We start from the raw sequence: 19,341 nt of genomic DNA, 5'->3' as shown, positions 1-19,341 counted from the left end.
AGTTTACGTTCTTATCGACGATTGAATCCATTGAACTGCCGGAGCATTTGGATGAAATCATGAAGCTCTGCATCCTTCCAGTCCGAGAGACGTTCATAAAAAATGGACTCTTTCTCCTTAAGCGCATCGATTATTTTTTGTTGTCCATACTCGGTAAGAGACAACACGATTCCCCGTCCATCTTTAGGAGACGCTTCTCTGTTCACATATCCCAGAGACTGGAGCTGTTTCACAAGGCGACTAACCGAACTTCGATCCATCGCAGTCGATTCCGCTAATGTGGCGGCATTAGTGGGGCCATAGGAGTACAGCCAACGAACAATATGGAAAGCGGCCGGCTGTAAGGAGGAATCGAATTTCGCTGCGGCTCTGACATTCAAAGCATGTGAAGCGCTAATGAGGGCGTTAAGCTGCTCGCCCAACGCAATCTCCAGTTTCTCCCTCGGTTCATTTTCCTTCATCCTCAATCACCTTTCTTCAGATCAAAAAGATTACCCGAATTTGATTGACATATATCAATCAAATTATTATAGTGGACATATGTCAACTAAACACTGCCTATTGGTTCCAAAAAAATTATATCACATGAAGGAGAAATGACGATGCCTCATAAAGCAACTGTTGTCATTACTGGTGCCACCAGCGGTCTTGGACAGCTTGTCGCGCTTGAATTGGGGAAACGCGGTTTCGACCTTGTCTTGACGGCCAGAAGCAAAGAGCGCGCTGATGCGACGAGAAAACAGATTGAGGAGAATGCACCATCGGCAAAAGTTGATTTTTTTTATGGAGATTTATCGCTCTTGAAGGATGTAAAACGGATAGGGGGTGAAATAGCTGACACTTATCCTAAAATTAATGTGCTGTTGAACAATGCGGGAATCCATGCCTTTGAGCCCCGCATCACGCCCGAGGGGTTTCCTGAAATGATTGCTGTCAATTATTTGGCACCGTGGCTATTGACAGATACGCTAAAACCGTCCCTGGAGAACGCAGACATGGCCAGAGTTGTCAATGTCGCCTCCGAAGCTTCACGTCGTCACGGCGTTTTGAAGCTCCCCGAGGATTTAACGGATCCAACTCCCTTTACCCCTCGCGGCTCATCCCCCATTTATGGAAAAACCAAATTGTTAAATATAATGTTCACAGCTGGACTGGCACGTCGGTGGGCCGGTACAGGAATCAGCGTAAACGCGCTAAATCCGGGATTTAATGTTACCGGACTCGGACGGGAGCTTTGGTTCGCACCCGTATTAGAACGATTGTTGAAGGCCCTTCGTCTTGGAGATCCGCGAAGAGGCGCCGATATTATCACCCGATTGATAGTGGAGCCGGAATATCAAAAAATGACAGGCGGATATTTTAATGTTGGAACCGGAAAATCAATTGAACCCGTATCGCCCGGAGGAGATGCTGCAATGCAGCACAAGCTGTGGAAAGCCACAGAAGAATTGCTGGAGCAAAAAGGATTTCTTTCCTAGAATACGGATGAGGAAAGGATAAACTGAATTAACGCTCCGGACACAAAAAAGCCCGCCTGTCTCCAGCGATGAAATCATGCGTTTCATCCACTGAAGACGGCGGGCTTTTCGGCCGTGCCGGTTGTCAAACTGCCGGGCTGTGCTTTGGCGCCGATCCGGCGAAAGATCGTTCGATGAACCGAAGCGCCTCAGGCAGATGCCCTCCGAAATACTCCCAATTATGATCCCCTTCGAACTCCATATACTCGTGCGGGTAGCCGATCTGCTCAAGCAACGCCTGATAAGCGGAGTTGAGCGGGAATAACGAATCCGATGTACCGCAGTTGAAATGAAGCGCGGGCCGGACTTCCTCCTTCACCCTTCGTGCAGCCAGCATGTGCAAATCCAGCTCTTGCGCAAACGGCCCGTGGACGGGTCCGATCATCCGGCACACATCCGTACGAAGGAACGCTTCGTTCATGAGGCCGACCGACATGAGCGCACCCGCGATACTGGCGGCCGCGCCGAAGAGATGCGGATTGCGCAACGCCAGCACGAACGAGCCGTAGCCGCCCATGGACAGGCCGCAGAGAGCTCTATGGGAAGTATCTGCAATTGTGCGGAACTCGCGGTCGATCGCAGGTATAAGATCGTACAGGAAATAATCTTCGAAGCGTCCCGAGCCGTCAAACCAGTTGACGTAAAACGTGCCGTGGCCGTAGCCTCCGTCGCTGACCATGACTACGATGCTTTCGCGAAGGTCGCCGGAAGCCATGAGCTTTTCGATCGTTTGCTCGGCGTTTCCTTTCACGCTCCAGCTCGTTTCGTTCCCGTATAGCCCGTGTAGCAAATAAATAACCGGGTAGCGGGTGTCCTCGGACTCGTTATAGCTCGGGGGAAGATAGACGTAGCATAGCTTGCGCGCAAACAACGCGCCGGAAAAAAACGCAAACGGCGTCACTCCCATAGCGGTCGTTCCCCTTTCCTTAGCCTCGGTTTGCCGGCCTTAGTTCAATACGGCGGTCATATGTTCTTCGGTGATCGCCCAATGCGACGTGTTCCAGACCGTTTCTTTGTTCTTGATATATAAAATTTGCGGCGAAGCGTGCTTTACGCCCGTATCCTCGGCAATTTGGTTGGACACCGGACGGGACTCGATAACCTTGACCAAAACATACTCGACATCCTCGTTCGGCGTTTTTCCGAGATAAGCCTCATATTCCTGCAGCGCATTGAAGCTGACCGGGCATGCCGTGCTATGCTTTAGCACAACGATCGGTTGTTCCGTCGTCGCCGCTAAAAGCTGTTCCCATTCTTCATTCGTTGTAATTTCCTTCCATTGTGCCATGTCGCTTCCTCCGTCTCCTGATTCAATTGGTTTTGTCAAAATAATAATGGTCGGCTTCCACCCGGTTTCCAAGCTGAAGGATACCGAAGGAATACCTGGGCTGCCGGCGCTTATCGGTCGGCGATCCGGGATTGAACAGCAGCATGCCTCCGCGTTCTTCCTTGTAAGGGATATGCGAGTGGCCAAACAGCACGATGTCCGCCGTCCCCTTCCCTTCCGCGTCCCGGAACGATTCATAAGCCGTATCGGGCGTAGAACGGCCGCCGTGGCCGTGCACCATCCCGATGCGATACCCGCCGAGCTCGAGAAGCTTGCGGCGGCCGAAGCGTCTAACGATGTCCATGCCGTCGTTGTTGCCGGCAATCCCGTCAACCGGGGCCAGCGCCTCAAACAGATCGCACACGGCCTCGTCCACCCAATCTCCCGCGTGCAGGATCAGATCAACCCCCTGCAAGCCCTGGACGAGCGGCTCAGGCAGCGTTCTGGCCCGGCTGAACATATGAGTATCGGATACGACTCCGATGCGCATGGCAGCTCCCGCCTTCCAATTCCATTGATTTCTTCATTTTACCATACAACCGCGGGAAAAGAAAAAAGCACCGCGAGGGTGCATGCCCATATCGAACGCAAAAACCCGTGAACAAGAGGTCCACGGGTCCTTCGAACGGTCCGCCGGTTAAGCTTGTGGAGTACCCGCCAAGTCAAGCGCTTGAGACGAAATGTTTTCTTTGAACTTGGACATGCAGTTGCACAAAAAGTCTTTGCGGCAAATCGGGCAAGGCTCTTTCAGCAGCCGGTTAATATGGGTTGGCGTGACGTTGCCTGCCGTATCCTGTTCGTAAATAAGACGGCAAACCGTCCGATCCTTCAATTGTGCTACGATTTCGAACAATCCGTTTTTCGGATTGTGACTGACGATTTTGGCATCGATGACTTGTGGTTGGTACGCCATCTACAGCACCTCTTTCAACGATATTGTGAGCGGCAAAAAATAATCGTACTATCAATCATATCGTTTTTTAACGGTCGCCGTCAAGCAGATTCCCAAGGCCGCCCAAAATGCTGCCTTCCTCCTTGCGTCCGCCCGTCCGTGCCGCGCTCATCACCCGATCCGCCAACCGGCTGAACGGCAGCGACTGAATCCATACCCGGCCCGGTCCCCGCAGCGTGGCGAAGAACAGCCCTTCCCCGCCGAAGATCGCCGTCTTGACGCCTTTGACGAACTCGATGTCGTAATCCACATCCTGCGTCATCGCGACCAGACATCCGGTATCCACGCGGATCATTTCGCCCGGGCCCAGCACTCGCTCATGAATCGCCCCGCCCGCGTGAACGAACGCCAGACCGTCGCCTTCGATCTTCTGCATGATAAAGCCTTCGCCGCCGAAAAATCCGGCGCCCAGCTTGCGCTGAAACTCGATGCCGACCGAAACGCCTTTCGCCGCGCACAGAAACGCATCCTTTTGGCAGATCAGCTTGCCGCTCAGTTCCATAAGGTCCATCGGTAAAATGCGGCCGGGATACGGGGAAGCAAAGCTGACGCATTCCTTGCCCGAGCCCCGGTTCGTGAACGCAGTCATGAACAAGCTCTCGCCCGAAAGCAGCCGCTTGCCCGCGCCGAACAGTTTTCCGACGAAACCTTTGTTCTGCCCGCTGCCATCGCCGAAAATCGTTTCCATCTGTATGCTCTGGTCCATCATCATCATCGATCCGGCTTCGGCAAAAACGGTTTCTCCCGGGTCAAGCTCGACCTCGACAAACTGCATTTCCGAACCGACAATCCGGTAATCAACTTCATGCGCATTCATGGACGCTCTCTCCTTTTAGGGGGGGCTTGTACCCGTTGTTAAACTGATGGAAGGACTCTATGAACCTTATGGATGGTATACGCACATCCGGAAGAAGTGGTTTCGCGGCCTCAAGTCTTGTCTGTCCCGTACTCGATCCGTAGGTGCGAAGCGGCTTCCATGGCCTGCTGGCGGGCGGCTTCGACCGTCTCTGCAGAGCTCAAAGCGACAGCCATGCGCCGGCCCGGCTTCGTCTCCGGCTTGCCGAACACGCGAACCTGGGAATTCGGAACCGCCAGCGCCTGTTCGAGACCGCCGATACGAAAATCCGACGTTTCCCGGTCCGCCTTCAGCGTATAGGAAGCCGCCGGTGTCAGCAGCCGCACATTCGGAATCGGGAACCCGAGGATCGCCCGCACATGCAAGGCAAATTCGGACAAATCCTGCGAAGCCATCGTCACCATCCCCGTATCGTGCGGGCGGGGACTGACCTCGCTGAAGTACACCTTGTCCGGCGCAAGGAACAATTCGACCCCGTAAATGCCGGCGCCGCCAAGCGCTTCGGTGATCGCCCCCGCCACCCGCTGGGCCTCCGCGATTTGAGCGTCGCTCATCGCATGCGGCTGCCAGGATTCGATATAATCGCCATCCTTTTGAATATGGCCGATGGGCGCGCAATACGTCGTTCCGGAGACGGATCGGACGGTAAGCAGCGTAATTTCCGAATCGAAGCGGATGAATTCCTCCACGATGACGCGGGTCTTTTTGGCCCGGCCGCCTTCCATGGCATAGTTCCAGCTAGCTTCTACGTCTTCCGGTGTGCGGCAGACGCTCTGCCCTTTGCCCGAGGAGCTCATAATCGGCTTAATGACGCATGGCGTACCGATCGTCGCGACAGCCTCCTGCAGCTCCTCCAGGCTGTCGGCGAACGCATACCTCGCTGTCGGCAAACCAAGCGTCTCCGCGGCCAGCCTGCGGATGCCTTCCCGGTCCATCGTCAGCCTTGCGGCGGTTGCCGTAGGCACGACGCGATAACCTTCGCTTTCCAGCTCCACCAAGGTAGGCGTCGCAATCGCTTCGATCTCGGGCACAATAAGATCGGGGCGTTCTTTCTCAATGATTCGGCGCAGCTCCTCGCCGTCCAGCATGTTGATGACATAGGCTCGGTGCGCCACCTGCATAGCTGGCGCATTCGCGTAACGGTCGACCGCGATCGTTTCCACGCCAAGACGCTGGGCTTCAAGAATAACCTCCTTGCCCAGCTCGCCTGCTCCCAGCAGCATCATTTTTTTCGCATTCGTCGATAACGGTGCACCGTACATGGAAGGTTCCTCCTGAATGATGGTATGATTTTCATAAAAGTCCTATCGCTGTTATACTTTACTTTATTCGATTTTTCAACTCTAATCTTCGACGAAAAACGACAAATTTAGTTCAGAAGCAGGAAAAGCCCCGCCACGCCTGAGGCGAACGGATCTGCCGGGACTTCGGGATGGCCAAACCGGCAAAAACGAAACAAAAAACTTACTTTTGTCAAGTAACTTATGCTAAAATGAAGGGTAAGAAGAGGTGAAAACGATGGCAGATCATCCGCATCATTTATGTCCCAAATTCGAAGCCGCCTTTGAAATTTTAGGCAAGCGCTGGACCGGTCTGATTATCCGGGCATTATTGGGAGGTCCGTGCCGCTTTAAAGATATCTCCGAGATGATTCCCGGAATGAGCGACCGCATGCTTGCCGAACGCTTCAAAGAGCTGGAAGCCGCCGGATTAATCAGCCGGCACGTCTATCCCGAGACGCCGGTCCGGATCGAGTACGAATTGACAGATAAGGGAAAAGCACTGGAACCGGTCATGAATGCGGTTCAAAAGTGGGGAGAAACGTGGGTCAAATGACCCCGTTTCTTGACATGCCCTCTCATGCTACAATGAAAGAAGCGTTAATCGTGGTGGACAGGCTCGGCCATCCAGGTGACCGGGTAATAGAACATACGGTGCCCGCACTGCGGGCATTTGATTTTCATGTCCAGCTCGTTCAAGCCGTTCATAAATAACGCACGCGAAAAGGACGACTCATGGTTGATCGTCCGAATGATATCTCGTTGAGGCGCATAGTTGCAGCTCGAAGCGCTGCGGCAAGCACAAACTTTGTAAGCGCTGCTCACGGCGGAGGCACATCCTTCCAAAAAAGTCGTTTACTTCTTTGGTGTGGCCTCCTGCCGGCGCTTTTATACGGCGGCTTGTCCGGCTGGCTGCAGCGGACGCATGGCGAGTAAAATGAGCTCGTCGAGCTCCATGCTTTTATGTAGGACTTCCGGATCGGTCAGCAAACAGCCTTGGCCGGTTACCAAAGCGTTCAGCTCGTCGATGCAGCTGTGAATCCGGTGTTCCAACTGTGCTTGAATCAGCATCGGTATACCTCCTTGGCTTTGTTCGCGCAAACGAACGGCCGGCCGTTTCCATGTCGGGTTATTCGCTCTTAAAGCTTTCTACGACTTCGATTATGAAGGACATTCTTTAAAAAAGTAGCAGCCGCATATTTGATTTTTATTAAGTTTCTTAACATTTTTCTAATACTTCATTTCGTCGAGGTGGCACGTCATGTCTAAAGTATTGCTGGTTGAGGATGATCAAAGTATTGCGGATATGATATCCATTTACTTGAGCGAAGAGGATTATACCGTGTATTGTGCAGCCGACGGCAAGCAGGGCAAAGAATTGTTCAGCCGGCATGAGCCGGATGTCGTCATTCTTGATTTGATGCTTCCCGATACGAACGGCATCGAGCTGTGCAAGCACTTTCGCACCGTCTCCAACGTACCGATCATGATCGTTTCCGCCAAAAGCGAGGTATCCGAACGCGTCAACGCGCTGATGATCGGCGCCGACGATTATTTATGCAAGCCGTTCAGCATGCGGGAGCTGGCCGCGCGGACGAGTGCGCTTCTGCGCCGCTCCGCCTTAACCCAAACGGTCAGACCGGCAGCAGAGGACCCAGCACCTGCGGAAACGAAGGACATCGTCCTCGATTTGGAAAAGCGGGGCATCTATTTGCACGGACAAGCGGTGGAAACGACCTATTCCGAATTTGAAATCATGAAAAATTTCTGGCTGCACCCGGGCAAAGTATTCTCAAGAGAAGAGCTGCTGAACAAAATTCGCGGCATCGATTCCTTCGTGACCGAACGCTCGGTCGACGTACATATTACGAATCTCCGCAAAAAAATCGAGGCGGACCCCAAAGAGCCCAAATATATCAAAACCGTATGGGGCGTCGGATATAAATTCGAAATGCCAATGAAGGCGAATTAGCCAGGCTCACCGACTGCATTTTTATCAACATAAAAATCCGGCCGGCACGCAACCTTGTCGAAGCGTTGCGACCGGCCGGATTTTTGCATACGGCGGCATCGTTATTTGCGGGTATTGGCATCGTCCGGAAATACATGCAGGACCAAAGTATTGAACTCGTTCATATAATTGGTCATGGTGCCGCGCTCCTTTTCTTCCTTCGCATAAAAGCGGACGCGCTGCACGAAATTCGGGTTCGCCGATACGTATACTTGCTGAATGTTGGTTGGCGCCATCGACATGGCCAGCTTGCGAATTTCATCGGCCTTTCCTGTCGACAAGCCCCCGTTTTCCGTCCACGAATATCGGTTTGGCCCTTTATCGGTGCCTCCGAATATCCCGACTCCGCCTTTCGACGTTACCTGATACCCCAGCATGTCCGGCGACGCCTCGGCTTCCGGACTATGACCGTCCAGAACGACCGCCACATAGCCGTTCACTTCCGTCAGCAGCACTTGAGCCTCACGGACGCCGGAGACGCCTTTCACCCGCTCGGCGATCTGCGGAGCGAATGCCATCGTACTCGCCGAGTGCCGGTTCGTCATATCGAGCTGTTTTCGTCCGCTGTATTCCTTCCCTTGACGGGCCTGCTGTTCGTCTACCCAACGCTGCTTGACCCCCAGCGATCCGTCTTCGTTATTGCGGGAATCGCGGTCATACAAGGCTTGCTGCCGGTAATCCTCCAGCCCGCCGCCGGGCCGGCTGGCCTGCGGCCTATTCCCGCCGCACGCGCTTTGCAGCAGCAAGCAGCCGGCTACTGCGAGCAGAAGCAGCCCCTTTCGGTGTATCGCGGTGTTCATCCTGTCGTGTCCCTCCTGTAGACGTGCCCTCGTAAGGCTCACGCTTAGGATGAATCACCCGCCGGAAAATATGCGCAGCACTACTTCTTTTCGCTATCGTTGGGATTCAACCGCTCCAGCAGCTCGCGGACTTTTTGTTCCGATACGTCTCCCGCTTGCTTAAAGAGCGCAAGCTGCTCCGCAATGTCGCGGCCGATCGCTTCATGCTCGGCTTCTGCCGCCGAATAGCCAGGATCGAACCATACATAATCGCCTTCGGGGCCGTTGCGCAAGAACGGCTTGCTCCAGTGGGCCGGATAATCGTAAGGCGCTTCCCCGAATAAAAAACCGAGCACCTCGTCGCTTTCCAGCGGCATCAAGTGATGAAACGATTCTTCCTGTACGGCCTCCGGTCCCGCCGGGATCGCGGCCAAATTCCGGTGCAAGTAGGCGTAATGCAGGTAATGCTCCCCCGTTGCCTTGTCTTTGGCGATTTCATACAGTTCAAGCCCATCTTCTTTCAACACGCGAACGGAGTCGAGCCGCTCCCCGATTTCTTCGCCCGGAATACGTTTCCGGCTGCTCCAGGACGCGTTCGGTTCGTTTGCTTCCGACATCATGCTAAGCCCCCTTAGCTTGCTTGGATTCCTCATTAAGCCGCAGCGTACGCCGCGGCAGCCGCCATTTGTACACCACCGACAGCATCCGCAAAATAACAATAAGCGCGAATAGTCCGAGCAGCGGCCATGATCCTTGGAACCAGCCGATTCCAATCAGAAATCCTGCCAGCATGCCCCAAACCGCATAGATCTCGTCATGCAGTACTAGCGGCTTCCGTCCGGCCAGCACGTCGCGAATAATCCCGCCGCCGATTCCGGTCATCATCGCCGCTACAATGACGGCGCTTAGCGGAGCATTCATCTGAACCGCATACAGTGCCCCTTGAATGGAGAAAGCCGCCAAGCCGATAGCGTCGAACAAGGATTCCCACGTTTTCCAGCGGCGAATCCAGCTGACGGGAACGATAAAAACAAGAAACGCCGCGATGAGCGCCGTTTTCAAGTAAAGTCCCTGCGTCCAAAGCGTGTTGACAGGTATGCCGATCAGCAAGTTCCGGACGACCCCGCCGCCGAACGCCGTCACAAAAGCAAGTACAAAAACGCCGAGAATATCGTATTCTTCTTCCATGGCAACGACCGCGCCGGAAATAGCAAACGCGATCGTGCCGATAATGCTGAATAATTGCAAATTTACTTGAAGCAGTTCATCCATAAGGGTTAATCCAAGCTCCAATCCAGCGTAACGAGTTGACCCGTACGGGACGACTCATAGATCGCTTCCAGCACTAAACTGTTCGTCAGACCTGACATCGCGGATGTGAGCGGCTCGCGGTGCTCCCGGATGCAATTAAGGAAATGACGGCTCATGCGCTGACGAGGCCCTTCATCGTTCGAATCCACCGTCAACTCTACGTCGGCGGTCCGCTCGAACAGCTCGGTATGCAGCGTCCCTCTTCCTGCACGCAGAGAAGCGCCTCCCTCGGAGCCCATCAGGTAAATATAAGGTCCATTATCGATAAAATCGGTATTGGCCGCCCAGCTTACATCAAGCGACAGCGTGCTGCCGTTATCCAGCTTGATAAGAGCGGTCGCCAGATCTTCAACGTCATAAAAGCCGTTCCAGTCCGGCTTACCCCAAGTACCGATACCCCGCTTCTTCGGTCCGAACTCGGCATACGTCGTCCCGAAAACGGAGACCGGCTTCGGACTGCCCATCAAGTGCAGCGACAAATCCAGCATATGCACGCCGATATCGATCAGCGGTCCGCCGCCGGATTTATGCATTTGCGTAAACCAAGTGCCCCAGCCCGGAATTCCTTTGCGGCGCAGCCAGCCGGTTTTGACATTATAGATGCTGCCGAGCGCGCCCTTGTCGATTTGTTCCTTCACCTGCATGTTAAGCGATTCCCAACGCATCTGATGCGACATCATCAGCACTTTTCCCGACTTCAGGTGCGCCTTGACAATTTCTTTGGCGGAAGCAGCGTTAACGGCCATCGGCTTTTCAAGCAGAACGTGCTTGCCGGCTTGAAGCGCTTCAATAGCAATGGGGGCATGAGCGTCGTTCGGGACGGCTACGATGACCGCATCCAAGCTTGGGTCCTGCAGCAGCTCCTGATAGGTTGCGTAAACGTTCGGAATATTATATTCCTTCGCCCGCGCGATCGCCATAGGCTGGTAGACGTCCGTCACGGCCGTTACCGCGGCGTCCGGGATTTGCAAAAACTCCTGAATGTGTACATTGCCGATGTTGCCGGCGCCGATGACGCCGATTTGTATTTTGTCGTTTGCGCTCATGCGTTAGGCTCCTTCGCTGACGGTTTTCTATGTTCTCAAACAGTTTCACTATACCACAAACTTCAGGCAAGTTGTAACGAAAAAAAGCGGCGTCCTTCCGGTTTTTACGCCTGTGGCAGCCGCTTTTCGGGCAGCTTACAAAATGCCCATATCTTTTGCTTTTTGTGCCGCTTCCTTGCTGCTTTTTCCGCCCAGTTTCTTCAAAATGTTCCCAACGTGCACTTTGATCGTCCGGATCGAGACAACGAATTTATCGGCGATTTGCGTTTGGGTATGACCTTTTTCGATCAAATCGAGCACTTGAATTTCGGTCGGCGTCAGCAAATTTTTGAGCTCTCTCACCCGCACCTCGTGCTCAAGCTGCTTCAGGCGGCGGAATTCTTCCCGCATCTGTGCGGCGACGCTCGGATGGATGGAGCTTCGGTTGGCGTACGCACTGCGGATCGTCTGCGGAATTTCCGTGAAGTTGGACTTCACCATATAATCGACGGCGCCGGCCTTGAACGCTTCGAAAATGATTTCCTTCTCCTCCATCGAAGAAAGCATGACGACGCGTGCCCCGCTGCACTTGACGATTTCCGCTGCGGCCCACAGTCCCTCCGGGCTGTCGGACATCATGACGTCCATCAGAACGACATCCGCTTCCGTCTTTTCCAGCAGCTCGACAGCCGCTTCACCGGACGAAGCCTGACCCACCACTTCGATATCCGGCTCCTTCTGCAAGTAGCTGTGCAGGCCGCGCAGCCAGTCCGGATCGTCCTCGACAATGACGACGCGAATCGCAGGATGCTCCATTCAAATTAACTCCCTTCCCGCCGGAAGCCGCTTTTGCTTCGGAAACTGCATGAAGACGCTCGTTCCTTGGCCCGGCTTGCTGTGAATGTTCATGGTGCCTTTGTGCTTCTGAACTATAGTATAACAATAAGAAAGTCCCAAGCCGAAGTTCATTTTTTTACCGCTTTTGGTCGTGTAGAACGGATCGAAGACGCGCTTGAGCTGCGACTTGTCCATCCCGGGGCCCGTGTCCTTCATTTCCACAACGACTTTGCGCTTCGTTTCCGTCAAGCGTATGGTCAGGACGCCTCCGTCCGGCATCGCTTCAATAGCATTCGTCAGCACGTTGGTCCACACTTCGGCCAACTGCGCCCGGTCCGCGGCAATCCGCTCCTCCGTCAAATACTGCTCGCGAACCTCGACCTTATGCAGCTCCGGAGACAACGTGCGGATACAGTCCCTCATCAGCTCACGCGGGTCCAGCTCCTCCAGTTGAAGCTTGATCTCCTGCGTTTGTCCTTGAATCCGGTAGATCATATCGTAAATATGCTGCGAAGCGGACAAAATGACTTCCATATCCTGTACCACTTGATCCGGGTCCGTTCGTCCGGCTGCCGCCTCGGATTTGATTTTGTCGCCGAACAGCCGGATTTTGCCGACATCGTTCTTGATCGCGTGGTTCAAAATCGACGTCCCGGACGTAATCGCGCGCAGCGTATAATCAAGCTTCTGGTTACGTATCGAGATTTGTAGACCCATAAATCCGTAGCGGAAGCTCGATCCGACAATGATGGCCAGGGTGAGTGCGATTACCCATATGTTATAGCGCCACCATTCGTACAAACCGAAGAAGGTGGGCAGCAAATAAAGCGTAAACAAAGCGAACACCAGCGTCGGCGCAGCCGCAAGCGTCGTCAGCATCCGACTGCGGCGGAGAAACGAATTTTTCTCCTTCAGCAGCGCCATGATCAATAAAACGGCGCCTGCCACAATGTACGGCGCCGCCCAAGGGGTGACAAAGTAAAAAGGGATCGGATCGCCAGGTTTCGGTTCGAGCACAAAGGAGAAGGCAGGAAGAACCACCAGCGCCCACGGAATCCATCGTTTCCACGGCCACACCGGATAATCCGGGTAATAAACAATGGCGAACATCAAAAACGTATAAGGCAAGCCGAAGTAGCACATCAATGAACTGGCGAGCTCGGCTTTGGCAAGCAGTACCGCCACAGGCATCGTCAACAGGCCGCGGTCAAACAAATAAGGCACGAGATCGTCCGCAATTACCGCCGACAATCCCCCGCAGCCGCCGGTAAAGGCGATGCTGCTGATCCATTGTGTCGTCGCCCGCTTCGGATCGGTGACGATCAGGAGCAGCCCGATCGTCCATAGGCCGATAAAAACAAACAGCATGACAACCCGATCCCTTCCGTCTTAAGCGTACTCTCCCTCGAGCCGGTCCAATTCTTCGAGACATCGCTCGGCCCAGCGAACCGTCCGCTGCAGCTGCTCGCGCTCCTGCACCAAGGCCTGCCGCAGCGATTCGCGGTAATCCGGCACCGTCCCTTGGTACGGCCGGACCGTGTTCGGCGGCATAAGCGCAATCTCCTGATAGGCCAGCGCGCGCCGTTGATGGAAGAACGCCACATCCGGGTCCATCGGATTGTGCAAATCTCCTTGCGTCGGGTGTTTCACAACTGCGGCAATCTTAACGGCCACTTTACCGGTAGGCGACAGCTCGACCACCTCGCCGATGTATTCGCCTGTTTTGTAGGAAGCCCGGACCATCGTTCCGGGAGTTAACATAGATTCCAGCATCGTATAGATACGACTCCCTTCCTTGTTATAAGTCAGAAAGGCCTCATCAGCCATTCACAGGAACATTTATCCAGCGGTGCAGCTCCTGTACGTCGTCAAACCGGTATTTCTTATCTGCGACTGTTCCTCGGTGCCACCGCACCAGACACGGTACGCTTTCGATTTGCCAACTCCGCGCCAGAACCGGCGAGAAATTAATGTTGCAGCGGCCCATGGGAGTCCGCGGATTCAACGCCGTGACGACCTCCAGCATCCTCTCGCCTACCTTGCACGTGCCGCACAGCGGAGTGTAGAAGAATACGTACCGGGGCTCCGCATGAGCCAAGTGGCCTCCAGCCGCGTTTTCGGGGAATTCCGGTTCTACGGCTTCGGTCAGAGCAAGCGTCCATGCAAGCAGATCTTTTTCCGACCATTCCTCGAGCGTCATAGTTTCAATCCCTCCCCTACCGATTTGCTTATTGCTTCCAGAGGGACCTATCCGGTAGAATAGTACTATCCAGGGTATAGGGCAGGTGTTAAACAATGTCGGACACAACGAACCAAAATTCGAATGAGCAACCACAAACCGCAGGCGAGCCTAAAAAAGTCAGCTTGGCGGATGCGATTAAAAACAAGCTCGCACAAAAGAAGCAAGCCCAGCATGACGCTAAAGGCAACGGCCAACTGCGTGCCGGAAACGCATCCGTGATGAAAAGCCAAAACAACAAAAAGCCGAACAACCAACGCCGGCGTACCGGCGGAAGCTGACCGGCCGCGATTGGAAAAGAAGGATGAGCACAGCCTTTTCAGGCCTGCGGCTCATCCTTTTTTAATTATACGGAACCGTTGTTTCGGACAAGCTCGGGATGGAAATTAAGCATACAGCAGGTCGCGCTGCTTTTTAATCTCATCGTTTTCCAAGTATTCGTCATAAGTAATGACCTTGTCGATCAGGCCGTTCGGCGTAATTTCGATAATCCGGTTCGCCACGGTTTGCACGAATTGATGGTCATGGGATACGAATAAAATCGTTCCGTCGAAATCCATCAGTCCATTGTTCAGCGCCGTGATCGACTCCAAATCCAAGTGGTTTGTCGGCTCATCCAGAATGAGCACGTTGGCGCCGCTCATCATCATTTTGGACAGCATGCAGCGCACTTTTTCGCCCCCGGACAGCACGCTTGCTTTCTTAAGCGCCTCTTCACCGGAGAACAGCATGCGGCCCAGGAAGCCGCGGATATAAGACTCGTCTTGATCCTTGGAATATTGACGCAGCCAGTCAACCAGGTTGATGTCCGTATCGAAATAAGCCGAGTTGTCTTTCGGGAAGTACGCCTGCGTCGTCGTCACGCCCCAGCTGTACTCGCCGGCATCGGCTTCAAGCTCGCCCGTCAGCACTTGGAACAACGTCGATTTGGCAATCCCGTTCGGGCCGACGAGGGCGATTTTGTCGCCTTTGTTTACGGTAAAACTGATATTGTTCAAGATCAACTGACCGTCGATCGATTTGCTGAGCCGGTCCACTTGAAGCAATTGCTTGCCCGCTTCCCGCTCCGGAGTAAATTTGATAAACGGGTACTTCCGGGTCGACGGCTTGATATCATCGAGCGTCAGCTTCTCCAGCAGCTTCTTACGCGAAGTCGCCTGCTTCGACTTGGAGGCGTTCGCGCTAAAGCGCTGAATGAACGTTTCAAGCTCTTTCCGCTTCTCCTCGACCTTCTTGTTGGCCTCGCGCTGCAGCTTCAAAGCCAGCTGGCTGGATTCGTACCAGAAGTCGTAGTTGCCGACGTACAGCTGAATTTTGCTGAAGTCGATATCCGCAATGTGCGTACACACCTGGTTCAGGAAGTGACGGTCATGGGATACGACAATGACGGTGCCTTCATATTTGGCAAGGAAATTTTCAAGCCAGTTGATCGATTCGATGTTCAAATGGTTCGTAGGCTCGTCAAGCAGCAAAATGTTCGGGTTGCCGAACAACGCCTGCGCTAGCAAGACGCGGACTTTTTGGTTGCCGTCGAGTTCTTTCATTTTGACATCGTGCAGGTCTTTGGAAATGCCAAGACCGATCAGCAGCTCCGCCGCGTCCGATTCCGCCTGCCAGCCGTCCAGCTCCTGGAATTCGCCTTCCAGCTCAGCCGCACGCATACCGTCCTCTTCGGAGAAATCCGGCTTTGCATACAAAGCGTCTTTCTCCTCCATGATTTGGAACAAGCGCGCATGTCCCATCATGACCGTTTTGAGCACATCCACTTCGTCATATTCGAAATGGTTCTGCTTCAGAACTGCCATGCGCTCGCCCGGAGTGATGCTGACTTCGCCTTTGTTCGGCTCCATTTCGCCGGACAAAATTTTCAGGAATGTCGATTTGCCCGCTCCGTTCGCGCCGATCAAACCGTAGCAGTTGCCGGGGGTAAACTTAATGTTTACATCCTCGAACAGTGCCCGTTTACCGTATCTTAAGGTGACTCCTGTTACCGTAATCATCTGTTTAAAACCTACTTTCGCGATAGAATAAAGCGATCAGCCCGTGTAAAGCCGCTTCCAAACGTATATTATAGCATAAATTGGCGCGTCTTCCCACTGGATGTTATTTTTTGTGCCGCCCAAGTTGGCCAGCCGCACCGATGAAACGCTTCGTTACTTGTTCTGTGCGATACTTTCGACCAGCTCGGACAGCTCGGTCCAGCGCTCCATCGCTTCCTCCAGCCGCTGTGTCAGCTCCTGCTCTTCCTGGAACAGCTCTTGCGCTTTCGTATAATCGCTGCCTGCGTTCTCGATGTCCTGCTTAACCTGCGCCAAACGATCCTCGAGCCCGGCAATTTTATCCTCGATTTCGTCCCATTCCTTCTGCTCCTTGTAGGAGAGCTTGCGGGGACGGTTCGATTCGCGCTGCTGCGTCTGAGCCGTTTCGACAGCCGCTTTGGTTTCGCGCCGTTCCTCCGCTGCCGCCTGCTTTTCGCTTCGGGACGCTTCCAAATATTCCGTATAGTTGCCGAAAAACCTTCGGATGCGGCCCTCCCCTTCGAACACGAACAGATGATCCGCCGTCCGGTCCAGGAAATAACGGTCATGGGATACGGTGATGACTACGCCCGGAAAATCTTCCAGGTACTCTTCCAAGATCGTCAACGTCTGGATATCCAGATCGTTCGTCGGCTCGTCCAGCAAAAGCACATTCGGCTCGCCCATCAGTGTGCGCAGCAGATACAGCCGACGCCGCTCGCCTCCGGACAGCTTGCCGATCGGCGTCCATTGCTGGGCAGGCGTAAACAGGAAGCGTTCGAACATTTGCGCCGCCGTAACCGATTCGCCGCTTGAGGTTCGCACCACCTCGGCCGCTTCCTTAATATAATCAATCGCCCGCTGCTTCTCGTCCATCTCGACGCTTTCCTGCGTATAGTAAGCCAGCTTCACCGTCGGTCCGGTTACGATCGAACCCGCATCCGGCTCCAGTCGGCCGGCCAGCATGTTCAAAAACGTCGATTTACCGGTCCCGTTCGGTCCGATAATGCCGATGCGATCTTCAGGCAAAACGATATAGCTGAAATTGTCGACGATTTTACGCTGTTCGAACGACTTGCTGACGTCTTCCAGCTCCATGATTTTTTTGCCGAGCCGGCTTGCACCGAGCGAAATGTCCATCTGTGCGGCGGGTCCGTCCACCTTACGGTCGCGCAGCTCGATGACACGCTCCACGCGCGCCTTCTGTTTTGTCGTCCGGGCTTTGGCGCCTCGCCGAAGCCAAGCCAGCTCTCTGCGCAGCAGGTTTTGCCGCTTGTCTTCCTCGGCTGCCTCGCGCTCCAGCCGCTCGGCTTTTTTCTCCAGAAATGCCGCATAATTGCCTTCGTAGCTGTACAGCTTGCCGCGGTCCAGCTCGAAGATCCGGTTCGTCACCCGGTCGAGAAAATACCGGTCATGCGTCACGAGCAGCAGCGCGCCTCGCCACTTCGCAAGAAATTCTTCCAGCCACTGCACCGTTTCATGGTCAATATGGTTGGTCGGCTCGTCCAAGATGAGCAGATCCGCCGGTTGAATCAGCGCTCGCGCCATCGCCACGCGCTTGCGCTGCCCGCCGGAAAGCGTACCGACTTTTTGGCCGAAATCACGGATGCCGAGCCGGGTCAGCACAGTCTTAGCCGTCGTCGAGGCGTCCCATGCGCCTGTCGCATCCATGCGCTGCTGCGCGGCGAACAGCTTCGCCTGCCGTTTTTCATCCTTTGGGGCAAGCTGCAGCTCGGCAAGCGCCCATTCGTATTCCCGCAACGCCTGCATCATCGGCGTATCGCCGTAAAACACCTGCTCAAGCACGGTCGAGTCAGAATCGAACGACGGATTTTGCGGCAAATACTCGACATGGAAGTGGTTCGCATGGATGAGCTTTCCCCGCTCCGTCGATTCGAGTCCAGCCATGATTTTCAGCAGGGTCGATTTGCCCGTGCCGTTTACGCCGACGAGCCCGATCCGTTCTTTTTCGTTGATCTGAAAGTGAATGCCGTCAAATAAAACTTTCTCGCCGTAGCTTTTATATAAATCTTCTACCGTCATGATGTTCAAGCGGATTCAAGCCTCCTCGCCGTTGCTTGCGTTTATTGATTGCCGTAAGGTTCGGCGGGCTCCGTCACGTAAGCGGCAAGCAGCGAAGCCGTATGCCGCACGGCGTCCTTATGCGTCCGCTCCATCGCGTGGGAAGCGTGAACGCCCGGGCCGATCAAAGCGGCGCGAATGTTACTTCCTCCGCGAAGCGCAGCGGAAGCATCCGACATGTACTGCGGGTAAATATCGACCGCGTAGCTCAATCCGTCGCGCTTCGCCAGCTCGATCAGCTTCGACGTCATTGCGTAATCGTAAGGCCCGGACGAATCTTTGGCGCAGATCGAGACGTCGAACTCCGTACAATTCAGATCTTCCCCCATTGCGCCCATATCGACCGCGAGCACCTCGCTGATGTCTCCCGGTATCCAAGCCGAGCCGTGGCCGACCTCTTCATATACGCTAATCATAATCTTAAGCGTGCAGGACGGTACGATAGCCTCGCGCTTAAGCAGTTCAAGCAGCCCGAACAGGGCGGCAACACCCGCTTTATCGTCCAGGTGACGGGATTTGATAAAGCCATTTGTTTTGAACTCGGCGCGTGGGTCGAAGGAAATGATATCCCCCGTACCAATACCGAGCGCTTTGACATCGTCCGCCGACTTGACCGGTTCGTCCAGACGCACCTCCATAACCGCTTCTTCCCGCTTCAAATCTCGCGCATCCGGAAAGACATGTACCGAGGGCTTGGTCGACAGGATCGTACCGTCGTAGGTTCGTCCGTCACGGGTATGCACGCGGCAGTATTCGTTTTCGACGGAACCCATCATATAGCCGCCGATCAGCGTGAACCGCAGCGTGCCGTTGCTCTTAATCGAACGTACCATCGCTCCGAGCGTATCGACATGACCGAACAAGCCGATTACCCGGTCCTTTTGCCGGCCTTCGACTGTTATAATTCCGCAGCCCTTAGGCGTGAAGCTGATCGGGTACCCCAGCTTCTCCACTTCGGCGGCCAGCTTGCCCATGATATTGCTGCAAAAACCGCTCGGACTCGGCGTCGAGAGCAGCATGTCCAGCACCTGCATCATATACGTTTCGTTGATATCCCACTTCATACAATCTGCCTCCGTTCGTTTGCTTCTCAAACCATTTTAAGGT

At 54.2% G+C, this 19,341-nt stretch carries 24 protein-coding genes; 4 read left to right on the top strand and 20 right to left on the bottom strand.

The features are described 5' to 3' along the window. Positions 1-11: 11 nt before the first annotated feature. The gene (locus KQX66_RS24130) at positions 12-461 is read right to left on the bottom strand and encodes a MarR family winged helix-turn-helix transcriptional regulator (protein WP_216795367.1); all 450 of its coding nucleotides are present in this window, start codon (positions 459-461) and stop codon (positions 12-14) included. Positions 462-602: 141 nt separating this feature from the next. On the opposite strand from KQX66_RS24130, the gene KQX66_RS24125 reads away from it, so the two are divergent. After that, entirely contained in the window at positions 603-1,478 is an 876-nt protein-coding gene (locus KQX66_RS24125) for an SDR family NAD(P)-dependent oxidoreductase (RefSeq protein ID WP_216795366.1), read from the top strand. A 124-nt stretch (positions 1,479-1,602) separates the two neighbouring features. On the opposite strand, the gene KQX66_RS24120 is transcribed toward KQX66_RS24125, so the two are convergent. From KQX66_RS24120 to purT, 6 genes are all read right to left on the bottom strand, one after another. After that, entirely contained in the window at positions 1,603-2,424 is an 822-nt protein-coding gene (locus KQX66_RS24120; RefSeq protein WP_216795365.1) for an alpha/beta hydrolase, read from the bottom strand. A gap of 39 nt (positions 2,425-2,463) precedes the next feature. After that, the gene (gene ytxJ, locus KQX66_RS24115; protein WP_216795364.1) at positions 2,464-2,805 is read right to left on the bottom strand and encodes a bacillithiol system redox-active protein YtxJ; all 342 of its coding nucleotides are present in this window, start codon (positions 2,803-2,805) and stop codon (positions 2,464-2,466) included. Positions 2,806-2,827: 22 nt separating this feature from the next. Then, positions 2,828-3,334, bottom strand: coding sequence for a metallophosphoesterase family protein (locus KQX66_RS24110; protein WP_216795363.1), 507 nt, complete (start codon positions 3,332-3,334; stop codon positions 2,828-2,830). A gap of 147 nt (positions 3,335-3,481) precedes the next feature. Further along, complete coding sequence (locus KQX66_RS24105) at positions 3,482-3,757, bottom strand: hypothetical protein (protein ID WP_216795362.1); 276 nt, start codon at positions 3,755-3,757, stop codon at positions 3,482-3,484. A 67-nt stretch (positions 3,758-3,824) separates the two neighbouring features. Further along, positions 3,825-4,613, bottom strand: a complete 789-nt coding sequence (locus KQX66_RS24100) for a TIGR00266 family protein (protein ID WP_216795360.1) — start codon at positions 4,611-4,613, stop codon at positions 3,825-3,827. Positions 4,614-4,723: 110 nt separating this feature from the next. Then, on the bottom strand, positions 4,724-5,914 hold the full coding sequence (purT, locus tag KQX66_RS24095) for a formate-dependent phosphoribosylglycinamide formyltransferase (RefSeq protein ID WP_216795358.1): 1,191 nt from the start codon (positions 5,912-5,914) through the stop codon (positions 4,724-4,726). Positions 5,915-6,170: 256 nt separating this feature from the next. On the opposite strand from purT, the gene KQX66_RS24090 reads away from it, so the two are divergent. Next, on the top strand, positions 6,171-6,488 hold the full coding sequence (locus KQX66_RS24090; protein WP_010494072.1) for a winged helix-turn-helix transcriptional regulator: 318 nt from the start codon (positions 6,171-6,173) through the stop codon (positions 6,486-6,488). A gap of 44 nt (positions 6,489-6,532) precedes the next feature. Here the strand turns inward: KQX66_RS24090 and KQX66_RS24085 are convergent, their stop codons facing one another. Together KQX66_RS24085 and KQX66_RS24080 are read right to left on the bottom strand one after the other, a co-directional pair. Beyond that, positions 6,533-6,757 (bottom strand): hypothetical protein, encoded by a 225-nt coding sequence (locus tag KQX66_RS24085; RefSeq protein ID WP_216795355.1) that lies wholly within the window; start codon positions 6,755-6,757, stop codon positions 6,533-6,535. Between the two features lie 63 nt (positions 6,758-6,820). Beyond that, positions 6,821-7,003 carry an aspartyl-phosphate phosphatase Spo0E family protein gene (locus KQX66_RS24080; protein ID WP_216795353.1) on the bottom strand — a complete coding sequence of 61 codons (183 nt, stop codon included), beginning with the start codon at positions 7,001-7,003 and terminating at the stop codon, positions 6,821-6,823. A 190-nt stretch (positions 7,004-7,193) separates the two neighbouring features. Here KQX66_RS24080 and KQX66_RS24075 point away from each other — a divergent pair, with 190 nt between their 5' ends. Beyond that, a complete protein-coding gene (locus KQX66_RS24075; RefSeq protein ID WP_216795351.1) occupies positions 7,194-7,904 on the top strand; it encodes a response regulator transcription factor in 711 nt (236 codons plus the stop codon). Between the two features lie 101 nt (positions 7,905-8,005). On the opposite strand, the gene KQX66_RS24070 is transcribed toward KQX66_RS24075, so the two are convergent. The 8 genes from KQX66_RS24070 to KQX66_RS24035 all read right to left on the bottom strand — a co-directional run bounded on the left by KQX66_RS24070 (position 8,006) and on the right by KQX66_RS24035 (position 14,095). Then, positions 8,006-8,743 carry a YhcN/YlaJ family sporulation lipoprotein gene (locus KQX66_RS24070; protein ID WP_216795349.1) on the bottom strand — a complete coding sequence of 246 codons (738 nt, stop codon included), beginning with the start codon at positions 8,741-8,743 and terminating at the stop codon, positions 8,006-8,008. Between the two features lie 80 nt (positions 8,744-8,823). Then, a complete protein-coding gene (locus KQX66_RS24065; RefSeq protein WP_253957399.1) occupies positions 8,824-9,342 on the bottom strand; it encodes a hypothetical protein in 519 nt (172 codons plus the stop codon). Position 9,343: 1 nt separating this feature from the next. Continuing rightward, positions 9,344-9,994, bottom strand: coding sequence for a trimeric intracellular cation channel family protein (locus KQX66_RS24060; RefSeq protein WP_036685561.1), 651 nt, complete (start codon positions 9,992-9,994; stop codon positions 9,344-9,346). 5 nt (positions 9,995-9,999) lie between these two features. Continuing rightward, complete coding sequence (locus tag KQX66_RS24055; RefSeq protein WP_216795347.1) at positions 10,000-11,079, bottom strand: Gfo/Idh/MocA family protein; 1,080 nt, start codon at positions 11,077-11,079, stop codon at positions 10,000-10,002. Positions 11,080-11,214: 135 nt separating this feature from the next. Beyond that, a complete protein-coding gene (locus KQX66_RS24050) occupies positions 11,215-11,874 on the bottom strand; it encodes a response regulator transcription factor (RefSeq protein WP_216795345.1) in 660 nt (219 codons plus the stop codon). Then, positions 11,875-13,263, bottom strand: coding sequence for a sensor histidine kinase (locus KQX66_RS24045; RefSeq protein ID WP_216795343.1), 1,389 nt, complete (start codon positions 13,261-13,263; stop codon positions 11,875-11,877). A 21-nt stretch (positions 13,264-13,284) separates the two neighbouring features. Beyond that, entirely contained in the window at positions 13,285-13,668 is a 384-nt protein-coding gene (kapB, locus tag KQX66_RS24040) for a kinase-associated lipoprotein KapB (protein WP_216795341.1), read from the bottom strand. 46 nt (positions 13,669-13,714) lie between these two features. Further along, a complete protein-coding gene (locus tag KQX66_RS24035; protein ID WP_216795340.1) occupies positions 13,715-14,095 on the bottom strand; it encodes a thioredoxin family protein in 381 nt (126 codons plus the stop codon). Positions 14,096-14,190: 95 nt separating this feature from the next. Here KQX66_RS24035 and KQX66_RS24030 point away from each other — a divergent pair, with 95 nt between their 5' ends. Further along, a complete protein-coding gene (locus KQX66_RS24030; protein ID WP_216795339.1) occupies positions 14,191-14,415 on the top strand; it encodes a hypothetical protein in 225 nt (74 codons plus the stop codon). Positions 14,416-14,520: 105 nt separating this feature from the next. On the opposite strand, the gene KQX66_RS24025 is transcribed toward KQX66_RS24030, so the two are convergent. The 3 genes from KQX66_RS24025 to KQX66_RS24015 form a co-directional block, all read right to left on the bottom strand. Beyond that, a complete protein-coding gene (locus tag KQX66_RS24025; RefSeq protein ID WP_216795338.1) occupies positions 14,521-16,134 on the bottom strand; it encodes an ABC-F family ATP-binding cassette domain-containing protein in 1,614 nt (537 codons plus the stop codon). 153 nt (positions 16,135-16,287) lie between these two features. Further along, positions 16,288-18,204 carry an ABC-F family ATP-binding cassette domain-containing protein gene (locus KQX66_RS24020; RefSeq protein WP_216795337.1) on the bottom strand — a complete coding sequence of 639 codons (1,917 nt, stop codon included), beginning with the start codon at positions 18,202-18,204 and terminating at the stop codon, positions 16,288-16,290. A 32-nt stretch (positions 18,205-18,236) separates the two neighbouring features. Beyond that, positions 18,237-19,298, bottom strand: coding sequence for a M42 family metallopeptidase (locus KQX66_RS24015; RefSeq protein ID WP_216795336.1), 1,062 nt, complete (start codon positions 19,296-19,298; stop codon positions 18,237-18,239). Positions 19,299-19,341: the final 43 nt, after the last annotated feature.

Source organism: Paenibacillus oleatilyticus, from assembly GCF_018998565.1.
Lineage (GTDB): Bacteria > Bacillota > Bacilli > Paenibacillales > NBRC-103111 > Paenibacillus_G > Paenibacillus_G oleatilyticus.
Note: the sequence above shows the minus strand (reverse complement) of the source record. Positions and strands in the feature narration are given on the sequence as shown.